Source organism: Streptococcus mitis (assembly GCF_013305725.1).
Classification (GTDB): Bacteria; Bacillota; Bacilli; order Lactobacillales; family Streptococcaceae; genus Streptococcus; species Streptococcus mitis_BO.
Genome location: NZ_CP047883.1, coordinates 1624966 through 1639541 on the forward strand (window position 1 = coordinate 1624966; position 14576 = coordinate 1639541).

The following is a 14576-nucleotide window of genomic DNA, read 5'->3' on the forward strand; positions in this document are numbered from 1 at the left end:
ACAAAAGAAAAAGACTTGAGACACATGCCTCAAATCCTTTGTATATCTTGTTTTATAGCTCTATTGCAGTTAGGCTCTTCAAACGTGTTATTAGTAATTCTTATAAGTGACTATGACTTGTTATTAGAAAAGACTATAGGTCTATCCCCTTCTCTCGGAGATTGTCCAGACACTCCTCATAGTAGGCATCGTCATGTTCGCTGTAGATTGGACTGGTCAGCTTCTCCTCAGCTAAATCTTGATAAGGAGGGCAGGTCTTGCCACGGTAGTTTTTATCCAACCACTCTGGACTGACCTTAAAGCCTCGTTTAACCATCTCCTCCATGATCAAGCGATGATAGGCATAGAGACGATAGGGCGAGTGGGTAAAGACATAGTCCACCGTCGCATGCTTTCTACCCCAGCCATTGCCACGTAGAGCGCAACACTCTCGATGCTGCCCCAAGAGTTGAGGACGGGGAAGTTGTGAAATTAAGTCCTCATGCCAAAGTCTCATGGGAGTCTCCTTTCAGTAACGTTGAATGTTGCAAATAGGTATTCGGATAGCGATCAAGCAAGTCTCGAGTCTTAGCAATCAAGTCTTCCTGAGAAGCCTGACCGAAGCGGTAGCGATCCAGCAGGAGCATATAGTCCTTGCGCTCAGCATCTGTCGCTTGCTTTTTAAAATAGCCCCAAATATGCTGAAAGGCATTGCAAACCTGACCCCTGTGTTCTGGAATCTGACAGGCACGATCGATCAGTTCTTGAACCTGACTCACCTCCACCTCTTCATTCTTCAAGTATTGGCGAATCTCATTGTAAATATTGCTGGAATGGCTCAAAACAAGGTATTTATTTTCCGCCCAGAGTCGCTGACAAAGGGCACGTTGGTTGTTATTTTCCATATTTCTCCTTACTTTCTACTAGTTCCCCGGAAATATGGAAACAAAGTTATATCTTAAAAATGAGCGAATTATGAGCGGAATATGAGCGAATAAATAGTGTTTTTTGTACTTCCTGATTTTTCTAATAAACCTTTGTTTACAGATAGTTGGAGATAACGACAAATGGTTGTTGCACTCAATCCTGTCAATTCTTGTACCACTGCATTTGTTATCTGATAATGCTCTTCAAGATAAGACTCTAACCCACTCACCCCATACGACCATTCCCATCTTCAAAAGGTGGAATAATTTCTAACTCAAAATGTACAATAAACCATTCATCTCTTTAGTCTATTTCTAAATCATGTTGCCCAGCTAATAAGAGATTTTCAAAAAATCGTTCCAGATATTCTGTTTTTTTCTGGAATAGCTTTGCATTATCAAGAACAAGAGCATCTCGAAAATACTTTGCATTTTCTTGGAAGGGTTTGTTGTCTACCTGAAATCCCATAGTTCTAAGATACTTAATCAAAAATACTGTTATGGTTCGAGTATTTCCTTCTCCAAAAGGATGAATTTGCCAAATACCTGAAATAAAAGTCTTAATATGTTGCACTACTTCAATATCAGATTTTCCTCGATAGTCAAATTGACTTTCCTGCTGAAAATCATAGGTCAAACTATCTGCTACCGTGCGAAAATCATCATATATGACACTGTCTCCGTTTAAAACAGCCTCACTTTTTGTAATGTTATAAGAGCGGTATTCTCCCAAGGGAATGCCTTGTGGCAGGAGACCAAAGAAAAGCTCTCTATGAATCACTTTCAATGTTGTTGGAGCAAATTTAAAGGCATTAGAGGACAAGAGTTCCACAATTCTCATAGCAACAAGGTCTGCTTCTCTTGTGCTATCATCCGTCTCTTGGTGATAAGCCGTTACTTGATCATAAACTTCTTGATAAGTCAACTTTCCTTGAGAATTTTGCTCTGCTAGCTCTCTCATATACGACGACGGCTCTAAATCATCTACCTTTTGTAAACCAAATCCCGTTTCCCATAGGTCTAATTTGGTCTCATAAGAGAGGCTGGGATTATCAATTTCATAGGTCGGTGTCATGGTTTTCCTTTCTAAACAAAGCTTCAAGTAAAATCTATACACTCTATTCTACCATATTAAATCTTTAAGCTCCTTATACAAGTTCACAGTTCTCCGTTCTATCGAGCTTGAAGAAAGCCCCTCCTCGCTAATGTTAGAAAATACAACTATATCAGCCTAGATAAAGTTTTATCTTAAATATGAGCGAATTAATTACGCTCATCACCCTTCAAACTCTTTCAAAAACTTTTTGAGTTCGGCATCGGCTTCTGGTGTGGTTCCGTGGAGTTGGTTCAGCATTTCAAGTAGAGAAGCTGTTTGGTTTTGGATTGCTTGATTTGTCGTGTTAATCTTGCTAACGATGTCTGTCAGTGGTTCGACTTCTTCTTCCTCAAAGGTATCTACATAGCGAGGGATATTGAGGTTATAGTCATTTTCGACAATTTCTTCATAACTTGCCAGATGGGCAAACTTATCAATCTCCTCACGGGACTTGTAGGCTTCCAAAATCTTCTCGATGTGAGCATCCGTCATGATATTCTGATTTTTCCCCTTATCAAACTCCTTAGAAGCATCGATAAAGTAAACATCACGATTGGTACGGTTCTTTTTGAGAATGATAACCGTGGTCGGAATGCTGGTGTTAAAGAAGATATTAGCTGGTAGACCGATAACCGTGTCAATGGCACCTTCTTCTAACAAGGCCTTACGAATGGTCCCTTCCGCATTGCCACGGAAAAGGACCCCGTGGGGAAGGACAATAGCCATAACTCCATTATCCTGCTTGAGATGGTAATAACCATGCAAAAGAAAGGCAAAGTCAGCCTTGGACTGAGGCGCCAGTTTCCCAAAAGGAGAGAAACGAGGGTCCGCCATAAAGCCAGAGTTTGCTGACCACTTAGCAGAGTAGGGAGGGTTCATGAGAACACCATCAAAGTTGGTTGGTTCTTGAGTCGGCCAATCTTCGTCTAGTGTATCGGCATTGTGGAGAAATTGATTTTCAACAGGAACACCGTGTAGAATCATGTTCATCCGAGCCAAGTTATAGGTTGAGGTATTGAGCTCCTGACCAAAGTAAACCACTGTCTGCGGTTTGTGAGAATATTTCTTGGCATTGAGCAAGAGAGAGCCAGACCCCATAGTCGCATCATAGATAGTAAAGCCTAGCTGATCCTCACGACCCAAAAAGGCAATCTGAGTCATAAGTTTGGCAACAGGTTGAGGTGTATAGAACTCACCAGCCTTCTTACCTGAGTCAGTCGCAAACTGACCAATCAGATACTCATAAGCATCCCCCAGCATATCGCCTGCATGACCAGCCACATCTAGCACAGCCAACTCCTTCATGACCGCCGCCACCGTTTGGTTTTGCTTTTGCGGAGTCGCCCCTAGCTTTTTGGAATAGAGATCAATATCTTCAAAGAGGTTTTCATAGAGTTCATCACTCTGCTCGATATCTCGAAAACCCTGAGCCAAATCTTCCAACTGGAAAGTTCCCTCATTGACACGTGCTACTAGAGCCGTAAAGGTCAACTCAGGCTTGATACTATAGTTGAGTTCATCCTTCATGACTGCAAGAAGATCCTCATGGGTATCCGCATCCTCATAGTAGTTACGATAAACCTCAAGGGCAGACTCTAGGCTCTCACTCCCCTCCTCCATAGTCTCCGCCACGAAAAAGAGCATCTTATCTGACAGGTACTTATAAAAGACCATACCCAAAAGATAGGACTTGTAGTCATTGGCATCCATCTTAGAGCGGAGAACATCCGCTGAGTTCCACAGGGCTTGGTAGAGCGACTGGGACGTTTGTGTTGTTTCCATAATGTTTCTTTCTAAATCATTTTCTTACTTTAATTTAATTTTTTTTGCATGGTTAGCTTCCATTTTATGGTGAGTTATTGGATTTGTATATAACCGTCCAAGTGCTAACTTTAATAAACATGTTAATTTTCTATTACTATCAATTATAAAATTTTGATTATCGTCTAACTCAAACTCTTGATTAGGATACTGACTGTACGTTCTCAACAAAGTACTTTTAACGGCTATATCATTCAAATCTATTCCATAATCTTTTAAAACAGCTAACATCTTTAAATTATTGGTTTTTATCTTAAATTCCTTAACAAAACGTACTAGATTAAATTCTTTAAACTCATCAACTTCTGCCTGACTTGCTATACGATAGTAATCATCAAGCCCCTTAAATAAGCTACTAATCGTTCTAAAATTTTTGAAATACAATTTATCATTTCCATCAAAATAGGCATCGTTCTCAGATTTTAGTTCTATACCATTTTCAATAATTGTTCTTTCAGCTCTTCTATGTCTCAATTTCAATATTGACTTATCAACCAGTCTCTTTGATTGTGTAATTTTTTGAAAAACTAACCCATCATTTTCAACTTTACGAAAAATCAAGTCAATTTTTGAGAACTCTGCTTCATTCACATCATTTAAACCCACAGTATTTAAAAATTTATCTTCATATTCTTTGACCATAGACATATGCGAATCATCAATTTCCACATAGAACCATTCATCATGTTCTAATTTTATTTCTGGATCAAATTCTCTACTATTTTCAGGATCAATCTCCGGAGCAACTAATTCTGAAATATCTTCCGAGTTCTCCAATTTTCTATATATTTGACCTACTTTTACTAAAAACATACTATTCCTTCTCCAAAAAAGTAAAATTATTTATTCTAACAAGTCCTTTTATAGTCCCAGTTTCTTTAACATCTTTTTTCTTGCTATAAATAATAAAAACATTGCCGTTTTTATCAGTGACTCTGTAATAACGATATGAGAATAACCATATCAAATTAAAATAATACGATCTCTCCATAAGAATCCACCATATTAGAAAAATGAAAGCTATTACTATAATCCGATATAAGAATGTTAATTCACCTAAACCCAGCATAATTACAAAAAGACCTAAGTAAGTTGGAATGATTTCATTTTCTACTGGTTGTATACTTTCAACTTGAGCAGTATCATTTGCTTCTTTAAATCTTATCAAATACTGTAAGACTCCAAAAGAAAAAGAAAACATTAGAAAAATTAACACTATGATTTTTAGTATACTACATACATAGGAATCATGTGAGGGAAAAATGTCTATAGTAAACAGATACAAGACTAAACCTGGCGAAAAAGAACAAATTGATAAGCAAAACGACAAACATAATCTTTTAAAGTCTTTCATAATAAAATTCTATATAAACATATCCTGCAAGAGTTTCTTTTTCAGAGTCTCAAGCTGAGAAATTTTTTCTTGGTGAGAATTAATGAGGTTATCGAGTGTGAAGAAATAGGCACCGATGGCTTGTTGTTCGGTTACACTCGGAGGTAAAAAGATATTCGTTTCTAATATATTCTTATTGTATAGTCGTTTTATTGTTGTTCCCTCAATTCCAGACCATTTTATTATTCCATAATATTGTTTCAAATATAAATTATCTAATTGCTGATCATGCTTTAACCATACTATATTTGAATCTTGATAATAAGCATCTTCACCGTTGTATACAACAGTTCTTCCAATACTACCAGATGCAGATATAAGGATATCGCCTATTTCAGGATAAGGATATTTTTCTTTATACTCTTCGAATTTTTCTTTGGATATAAAAGCATCAGCAGTCCCTCCAAATGTTCCAACCTTATAGAAAGGAATATCGCCATTTTCACTAGTTTCATCTTTAAAAATACGTTTATTCATAGCAACCGAACCCAAACTACCTAATGTCTTTTCTTTCCAATCGCCTTCAAATCCATCGAATCGAATCTCAGGAACAGTCTGACCAACTTTCGGAAACATCTTGGAGAGCATAGTCGCCTTGAGACATTGGTAGTTGGTCAGATTCTCTTTGTGGCTTGCTATAAGTTCGTCGAGAGTGCGTAAAAGAGAGCCGATGGCGGTTTGTTCTTGGAGTGAAGGAAAGCTCATTTTCATACTTTTCAATACTGTGCTAGATAAATTTCCAATCGCACCATTTCCACCTTGCACAAATTGTAACACTCGTTTATACTCATTTGAACTCATCCAGGCATTTACAAAGTAATTCTGCTCAGTTTTAAAAAGTAGCATGAACCCGCCATGAACAACTATCTCGTTATCTACTAAATTTTCTACTATTGCATGTTTTCCTACTAGTTTTGTGGAGCCATTAGCTGCAGTTACTAAAATATCACCATTACTTATTCTAGGAATGTTTACTACAGCCTTATCAACAAAAACATCGTTATCAGATAATATAAAAGTATCATCTACAATATTTGAACTCCTCAAAACTCGAACACCACTACTCCTCACATCATTGGGTTTATATGTCAATCCCCTTCTGATTTCTACTTGGTCCATTAACAAAGATTGATTCCAAGGATTTTCAAAATTATTAAACCTTAGCTTAGGTTTGAGTTTTTCTCTCATCTATTCTCCATTCATAAACTATATTTTTCATGTAGTGTAGTTGCAAATTCTCTAATTGCAATATTAAGACTTTGTCTATATTGTAATTTATTTTTATTCGACTTATGAGAGTATTCCTCATAATTTGCTGTTTTTCTTAAAGCTGTTTCTCCGCGCTGTTTCCCTTCTTTTCTTCTAATATCAAAATTTAAAATATAAAAAGTCAAAGCTTGTTTATCAATTGCCCACTCTTTAGCAAAATCACTAATTTCATTTTCAATATCTTTCGCAACTTTTTTCTTTCGTTTTTCTCCATCATCAGAATGTAGTAAAATATTTTCGGTCAAGTGAGCTAAAAGTACTTTATAAACCTTATCTTCTGTATCATCCATAACTTCACCTTCTACCGATTTAGGAGAAGAAACATCGTAATCTGTTATATCAACAGTCTTCTTCTGGTCAGTTATAGTCTCTAAATCTACTTCAATAAACGACTCCTTGTCTATCAATAATTCCTCTTCGGATTGTTCCTTAAAAATTTCTTGTTGTGCTTTTTGAACACTTTGTTCTTTAACCAATAATTTTATAAGTTCAATTTGCTCACCATTATAAGTAATTTGTTGCGTATTCGGAATAACATCAAATAATAATTCTCGTCCATTATCTAAAACTGATAATTCTATTTCTTCTAGATTTGATAAAAATCTCGTATTCTTATTTTTATTATCAAACTTAAACAACGAGGATAATTTATAAAAACTTGTTTCTTCTTTTAAATCTATTTTTTTATCAGACAAAGATATTTCTAATAATTTTAAAGTTCTAACATTAGGTGTAAGAGTAATTCCTGATATGACTGGATTTATATCTACTTCCTGAGCATCAAGAATAAAGGTTAAAACATTCGAAAAGTGTATCTCGTAGCCAAACTCTCCATTATTCGGATAATCCATCTCAAAATAACGGCTATGCTGAGAAAAATTCATCAAAGAATGATCTGTTTTAAGAAATAAATTTTCACGGACAACTATTTTTTTGAGAGAATTACTAATTATTTCATTAGAAGCAATTATATTGACCATTCGTCCCTCGTTGATATTATTTTTGCTTATTTCCAAATATTCAATGTTCTGAAGGCGGCTAACATCAATATTAATGTTTTCCTCATTGCCATAATAAAAAGTGCAGTTGCTTATTTTTAATTTTTCACATTTTTCAGCATTTAAAAATATACCTAATAACTTCTCAACACTTAACCACGAATTTGTTATTTCAATAGATTTGCTATTTTTTATACATTTTGTAAACTCATCCATATCAAATAATTCATCCAAAGGTAAAGCATCTTTAACCATTGCTTCAACTCCATCAATTATTACATGGAGTCCTTCAATATCTGTCTCACTTATTTCTAAAAATTTTAGAATCTTTTTTAATGAATTACACTCTAGAACATTCGATATTTTTAAATATCGAAACTGTTTAAATATAAAAAGTTTATTCGTTAAAATAAAATTATCAAAAGGTTCGGCAATAGGTAAAGATATATTAAATATTCTTTTCAATAATTCAATATCAATATCATCCAGCTGAATTGAGTCAGGATTATTACCTCCAAACTCTAGTCTCTTATCATCGATATTAACAAGAATATCGTAAAAAGGTACTAAAACTATTTTTTCTAAAACATCTGAACTCAATACCTTACTAACCATCTGTAATTTAATTAAATAGTCATTGCCATAATAAAACAAATAAATTCTTTTCGATTTTTCAAATATTTTAGATAAAAACGGTAAATCGCTCCCATAAATAGAATGTCCAATAATGTACGTATCAACCGAATTTTCCTGATAATTCTTTATTTTCTCTAATAATTGAATACGTTTTTCAAATAAATTAGTATCTTTTTTTATTCGGATAAGTTTATCATTGTCCATAGACCCTGGTATATTAAAGACGCTAAATTCTTCATTGCCAGTGAATCCTCCTCCAAAAATAATATTCTGTTCAACTAAGGATCCGTGTACTTGAAAATATCTTGAGATTTGACCACTTCCTGTTTGAATTAAGTCTAAATCAAATAAAGTACTTGTATAATTAAAATTTATTATATCTGCATCTTTAAATATATTTTTATAAACTTCATTAACTATCACTCTTTTATTATTATTTTTTCGAATTCTATATAAATTACGCCACTCCTCATAAACCTCAGATAAATATGAAGAAAACAATTCTTCCAATTCTTTAAGATAAGTATTTATTTCAGTAACACTGTATCTACTTCTGATTTCAGCATCACTGTTGTAAGTTATTTCATTAATCTCTTTGATATGATTTTCAAAAATAGATTCTAAATCATTCCAATTCAATGATTTACCATCAAATTTTTGCAAAAATAATTTATTAAAGTTATAAATCTCTTCATTAGTTTCAAGCTTTTCCTCTATCCTTATATATTCTATAAAATTATTGTATGAACTTTTTAAGTCAGCACTAATATCAAAACCATTACCTACTATTACTACCTTAGTTTCTGGTCTATTCAGAGTTCCTTTATCATTTTTAGAAGCTTCTTCAGACATATATACAAATACCTCCGCAACTTTTATACGTATTTTTTAATCTTGTATATCCCATTATATCAATTCTGACTCAGTATATAAAGTTTTTACACAAAATCCCCCTTAGAAATCCGCTTCTAAGGGGTTGTCTTTATCCTGCTGCTTGGGCTGGTTCTGCTGGTTTGGTCTTTTTATCTTTCTTGCTACCAGTGATGAGACGGCGTTTGCTATCTCGGATGCTATTGAGTTCCTTGAGGAGTTGGGTCAGGTGTTCCTTTTCAGGATAGGCTTCTGCACTGGCTGCGGTATAGCGCATAAAGAGGTCGTAACTAGTTGAAAGTTCGGTACGGAGTTGTCTGGTCTTGCCAACTTCTTTGGCAGACTTAGAAGCACGCGCCTTACTCTCCACTTGATCATATTCTTCTTGAGCATTGATCACCGCCGTCAGCATAGGAGTTAGCCCTAGGCTGGTCACTGCCTCATGATAGGGTGTTTCACTAAGTGTTTTGAGCAGACTCTTGATTTCTGCCGTTTCCACATCGTTGCTGTGCTTAGTGATGTCCTTATACTTGGTAAAGACTGGTTTCAGAGTCTCATGAGCTTCTTTGAGCTTGGCATCCTTAATCTTAGCAAATCCTCTATGAAGAGTAAAGAGACCGACCAAGGCACTATCACGATTGCGATCAACTTCTGTCAGATTAGTAGATTCTTTCGTCTCCACTGCCGCAAGTTGAGCTTGAAAATCATCCAGCTTGGTTTTGAAGGGTTCCAAATGTTTGGCATACATAGCCTCATCCTTGTTTGCCTTAGAAAAAGTAGCTAGACTCTGATGAGTATCCATCATTAGGCTTTCAAACTCACGGTTGGTAAAGTTGCTGTAACTAAGTGGGCGAATAGCGTATGTTTTTGTCATGATGATATCCTTTCTATTTAACAAATCATTTAGTTTTTTCTTTATCAAACCAAGACTGGATTAGTTCTGGAAGATAGACCTGTTTTTGATCTGTTTTTACAATGCTTCCTTGTCTATCATGTTGAATCAAAGGTCTATCCTTAAATACAAAGACTTGAAACAATGCACAGACCAAAAATAGAAGCCCCCATAAAGGAAGTGTAGATAGCATACTCTCCTCATCATCTCTAACTTTCTTCATCAATTTTCTCCTTTAAGTTAATACACTCATTCTAACAGTTTCCCAAACCATTTTAACCCCCATCCGCTCAACTGTCATTATTTCCATCTAAAATATACTTTTCAAGACAAATCAGACAGTTCAAAATAATACTCAATGAAAATCAAAGAGCAAACTAGGAAGCTAGCCGCAGGTTGTACTTGAGTACAGCAAGGCGACGCTGACGTAGTTTGAATTGGATTTTCGAAGAGTATTAAAAAATCCCTATATGACTGGACACACACTCCGTCCATCAGATAGAGACTCTTACTATTTTTAGATTTTAACTTTCCTAGCTTTAGAATACATATAAACTTTAGCAAATACGACTATTCGAAAGCTAGAAGATCTCAAAACTTTCGTAGATAAGCTATTCGAAACTTAGAATACTTTTAAATTTATGGAATGACGATTGTTCTAAACCTAGAATACATGTAAACTTTAGGGAAGAGACCTGTTCTAAGTCTCGAAGGCCTGTATTCCCATCTATTTCTTATCAAAAAGACTCATTCCCCCTTTCTCCTCCAAAATATGGTATAGTAGAAATATACTATCTATGAGGAGTTTACATGTCACAGGATAAACAAATGAAAGCTGTTTCTCCCCTTCTACAGCAAGTTATCAACATCTCATCGATTGTCGGTGGGGTTGGGAGTTTGATTTTCTGTATTTGGGCTTATCAGGCTGGGATTTTACAGTCTAAAGAAACCCTCTCTGCCTTTATCCAGCAGGCAGGCATCTGGGGGCCACCTCTCTTTATCTTTTTACAGATTTTACAAACGGTCGTCCCTATCATCCCAGGGGCCTTAACCTCGGTGGCAGGGGTCTTTATCTACGGTCACATCATCGGGACAATCTACAACTATATCGGCATCGTGATTGGCTGTGCCATTATCTTTTATCTGGTACGCCTCTACGGTGCTGCCTTTGTCCAGTCTGTCGTCAGCAAGCGTACCTATGACAAGTACATCGGCTGGTTGGATAAGGGCAATCGTTTTGACCGTTTCTTTATCTTTATGATGATTTGGCCCATTAGCCCAGCTGACTTTCTCTGTATGCTGGCTGCCCTGACCAAGATGAGTTTCAAGCGCTATATGACCATCATCATTCTGACCAAGCCCTTTACCCTCGTGGTTTATACCTACGGTCTGACCTATATTATTGACTTTTTCTGGCAAATGCTTTGACACATAAAAAATCCGTTTGGTTTCCCAAGCGGATTTTGTGTTTTATTTTGAAACTTCTTTTGCAAGGACAAAGTTCCCAAGTGTGGCTGAACCATTTCCTGCGACTGCTGGAGTGACGATGTAATCACGCACATCTGGTACTGGTAGGTAACCATTGAGAAGAGATGTAAATTTCTCACGGACACGATCCAGCATGTGTTGTTGAGCCATGACCCCTCCACCAAAGACAATCACGTCTGGGCGGAAAGTCACTGTCGCATTGACCGCAGCTTGAGCGATATAGTAGGCTTGGACATCCCAAACAGGGTTGTTGAGTTCAATGTTTTCCCCACGAACACCTGTACGAGCTTCCAAACTTGGACCAGCTGCATAGCCTTCCAGACATCCCTTATGGAAAGGACAAACACCCTTAAACTCTTTTTCAATATCCATTGGGTGTCTAGCAACATAGTAGTGACCCATTTCAGGGTGACCCACACCGCCGATAAACTCACCACGTTGGATGACACCTGCACCGATACCTGTACCGATTGTGTAGTAAACCAAGTTTTCGATACGACCACCAGCATTATTACGGGCAACCACTTCACCATAAGCAGAGCTGTTTACGTCTGTTGTAAAGTACATTGGCACGTTGAGGGCACGACGAAGGGCACCAAGCAAGTCCACATTTGCCCAGTTTGGTTTTGGAGTCGTTGTGATAAAGCCATAAGTTTTTGAGTTTTTATCAATATCAATGGGACCAAATGAACCAACTGCAAGACCAGCAAGGTTATCGAATTTTGAGAAGAACTCAATGGTTTTATCGATTGTTTCGATTGGAGTTGTTGTTGGAAATTGTGTTTTTTCTACAACGTTAAAGTTTTCATCACCGACAGCACAGACAAACTTTGTACCGCCCGCTTCCAAGCTTCCATATAATTTTGTCATGATAAACCTCTTGTTTTTATTTTCTTTATTATAGCATATTTCGAAAGTCTAAATTTCTCTATTTTTTAGATTTTCCTCTGTAAATCTTACCATTCAAGCAAAAACGAACAAACATGTCATTTGTTCGTTTTCACATTAGAGAGGATTGATTAGATTTTCACTTCGATCACAGCATCACCCTTCGCAACTGAACCTGTTGCGACTGGAGCTACTGAAGCGTAGTCAGCTGTATTTGTAACGATAACCATTGTTGTATCATCAAGTCCAGCTGCAGCGATTTTGTTTGAGTCAAATGTTCCAAGAACATCGCCAGCTTTCACCTTGTCACCTTGAGCAACTTTTTGTTCGAAACCTTCACCGTTCATTGTTACAGTGTCGATACCAACGTGGATCAAGACTTCAGTACCATTAGTTGTTTTCAAACCGAATGCATGTCCTGTTGCAAAGGCGATTGAAACTTCAGCATCAGCTGGTGCATATACCACACCTTGACTTGGTTTCACAGCGATACCTTGGCCCATAGCTCCACTTGAGAAGACTGGGTCATTCACATTTGAAAGAGCAACAACATCACCAATGATTGGAGTTTGGATTGTTTCGTCTTGAAGAGTTGCTGGTACTTCTTCATTTACCACTGTAGTTTCTTCAGAAACTGTTTCTTCAACAACTTCTGTTTCTTCTTTGTAACCAAAAGCATATGTCAAACCGAAACCAAGGGCAGTTGTAACTAAGACCATAAAGACATACTTGAGGAGTTGACCATTAATGTATAGAAGAGTACCAGGAATGATTGTGATACCAAAGCTAGTTCCTGCTAAACCAAGAATATTTGCTAACCAACCACCTGCAGCACCTGCAATAAGACCCATGATAAACGGTTTACCGTAACGAAGGTTAATACCAAAAATTGCTGGCTCAGTAATACCTAATCCTGCAGAAAGAGCTGCTGGGAAAGCAAGTGCTTTAATTTTGGGATTCTTTGTTTTTACACCAACAGCAAGAGTTGCTCCAAGTTGAGCAGTCATAGCTGCTGTAATAATAGCATTAAGAGGATCTGAACCTGTAGAAGTAACAAGGTTAGCCTCCAAGAGATTGAAGATATGGTGAACACCTGTAACAACGATGACCTGATGAACACCACCAAGGATTAATCCACCTAGACCCACTGGAAGACTGAGCAACCAAACAGTAGCGACTTTGACATAGCTTTCAACTTCGTGGAATACAGGTCCAATGACAAACAAGGCCAAAATAGACATTACTAAGAAAGTCAAGAATGGTACAAGGAGTAAATCTAATACATCTGGAATACGCTTACGGAGCCACTTTTCTAGTTTAGCACCAGTCAAACCAACGAAGAAGGCTGGTAAAACTGAGTTTTGATAGCCGACAACTTTGATAAAACCAAAGAAGAGGATTGGTTGAGCATCACCAGAGGCCACAGCCCAGGCATTTGGTAAGGATGAGTTTACCATCATCAATCCTAGAACCAAACCAAGCAATGGATTTCCACCGAAGACTCGAAAGGCTGACCAACAGATTAAGGCTGGGAAGAAGGCAAAAGCTGTATCTGTCAAAACAACTGAATAAGTATAGAAGTTTGTTGCTTTAAAAGCTTCTGCAGTAGTTCCAAACAAAGCTAAGACTTGATCCTGAACGATAGCCCCACGAATCCCCATAAAGAGACCAGTAGCAACAATTGCTGGCAAAAGAGGTACAAAGACGTCACCGAAAGTACGGATGGCACGTTGGAACCAATTTCCTTGTTTACCTGCTTCTTCTTTCATCTCATCCTTAGATGCTGTTGGCAAACCAAGAGCTACGACTTCATCGTACATCTTGTTTACTGTACCCGTACCAAAGATGATTTGGTATTGACCTGAGTTAAAGAAAGCACCTTGAACTTTTTCCAAGCTCTCGATAGCATCTTTATTGATCTTTGCTTCATCTTTAACCATAACGCGAAGACGAGTCGCACAGTGGGCTACACTGTTAACGTTCTCGCGTCCGCCCAAGGCTTCGATGACTTTTTTTGCAATTTCTGTATTGGTCATTTGCAAAAATCTCCTTATAAAAAATTTGTAAAATGTTTGAAAGCGATTTTATCCGCCCTACGCATATAATTCTATCATGTTTTTAAAATATGTCAAGCGTTTTGCAGAAAAAGTTTTAGCATTTTGAATTTTTTGATTGTTTTTGATGTCTTTGAAATAAAACAAGCAATATTTCACCTATTATTGTGAGGTTTTTAAAGATTTTTTTGCAAATTCTTTCATTTTTTCATTTATTTTCATAAAATCCTTCAATCCGTTTCTGTCAATCGTTTGATATTTTTTTC

13 protein-coding genes are annotated in these 14576 nt (G+C 36.8%); 1 reads left to right on the forward strand and 12 read right to left on the reverse strand.

The window, feature by feature from the left end; translation table 11 throughout:
• Positions 1 to 133: 133 nt before the first annotated feature.
• The 10 genes from M594_RS07910 to M594_RS07965 form a co-directional block, all read right to left on the reverse strand.
• The gene (locus M594_RS07910) at positions 134 to 496 is read right to left on the reverse strand and encodes a TIGR02328 family protein (protein WP_173876450.1); all 363 of its coding nucleotides are present in this window, start codon (positions 494 to 496) and stop codon (positions 134 to 136) included.
• Positions 480 to 884: a YbgA family protein gene (locus tag M594_RS07915; RefSeq protein ID WP_173876452.1), complete on the reverse strand. Its 405-nt coding sequence runs from the start codon at positions 882 to 884 to the stop codon at positions 480 to 482. Before M594_RS07915 ends, M594_RS07910 begins: the two co-directional genes overlap by 17 nt.
• 325 nt (positions 885 to 1209) lie before the next feature.
• The gene (locus tag M594_RS07930) at positions 1210 to 1980 is read right to left on the reverse strand and encodes a Fic family protein (RefSeq protein WP_173876454.1); all 771 of its coding nucleotides are present in this window, start codon (positions 1978 to 1980) and stop codon (positions 1210 to 1212) included.
• 201 nt (positions 1981 to 2181) lie between these two features.
• A complete protein-coding gene (locus M594_RS07935; protein ID WP_173876455.1) occupies positions 2182 to 3783 on the reverse strand; it encodes a type I restriction-modification system subunit M in 1602 nt (533 codons plus the stop codon).
• A gap of 24 nt (positions 3784 to 3807) precedes the next feature.
• Entirely contained in the window at positions 3808 to 4635 is an 828-nt protein-coding gene (locus M594_RS07940) for a hypothetical protein (RefSeq protein ID WP_173876457.1), read from the reverse strand.
• A gap of 1 nt (position 4636) precedes the next feature.
• Positions 4637 to 4990 carry a hypothetical protein gene (locus M594_RS07945; protein ID WP_254597138.1) on the reverse strand — a complete coding sequence of 118 codons (354 nt, stop codon included), beginning with the start codon at positions 4988 to 4990 and terminating at the stop codon, positions 4637 to 4639.
• A gap of 195 nt (positions 4991 to 5185) precedes the next feature.
• A complete protein-coding gene (locus M594_RS07950; protein ID WP_173876460.1) occupies positions 5186 to 6403 on the reverse strand; it encodes a restriction endonuclease subunit S in 1218 nt (405 codons plus the stop codon).
• Positions 6404 to 6414: 11 nt separating this feature from the next.
• Positions 6415 to 8970 (reverse strand): AbiH family protein, encoded by a 2556-nt coding sequence (locus M594_RS07955; RefSeq protein WP_173876462.1) that lies wholly within the window; start codon positions 8968 to 8970, stop codon positions 6415 to 6417.
• Between the two features lie 130 nt (positions 8971 to 9100).
• On the reverse strand, positions 9101 to 9862 hold the full coding sequence (locus tag M594_RS07960; RefSeq protein ID WP_173876464.1) for a DUF6261 family protein: 762 nt from the start codon (positions 9860 to 9862) through the stop codon (positions 9101 to 9103).
• 25 nt (positions 9863 to 9887) lie between these two features.
• On the reverse strand, positions 9888 to 10103 hold the full coding sequence (locus M594_RS07965; protein WP_173876465.1) for a hypothetical protein: 216 nt from the start codon (positions 10101 to 10103) through the stop codon (positions 9888 to 9890).
• A 587-nt stretch (positions 10104 to 10690) separates the two neighbouring features.
• On the opposite strand from M594_RS07965, the gene M594_RS07970 reads away from it, so the two are divergent.
• Positions 10691 to 11308, forward strand: coding sequence for a TVP38/TMEM64 family protein (locus M594_RS07970; RefSeq protein WP_000076168.1), 618 nt, complete (start codon positions 10691 to 10693; stop codon positions 11306 to 11308).
• A gap of 42 nt (positions 11309 to 11350) precedes the next feature.
• On the opposite strand, the gene scrK is transcribed toward M594_RS07970, so the two are convergent.
• Complete coding sequence (scrK, locus tag M594_RS07975) at positions 11351 to 12238, reverse strand: fructokinase ScrK (protein WP_000164310.1); 888 nt, start codon at positions 12236 to 12238, stop codon at positions 11351 to 11353.
• A 149-nt stretch (positions 12239 to 12387) separates the two neighbouring features.
• On the reverse strand, positions 12388 to 14292 hold the full coding sequence (locus M594_RS07980; RefSeq protein WP_173876467.1) for a sucrose-specific PTS transporter subunit IIBC: 1905 nt from the start codon (positions 14290 to 14292) through the stop codon (positions 12388 to 12390).
• Positions 14293 to 14576: the final 284 nt, after the last annotated feature.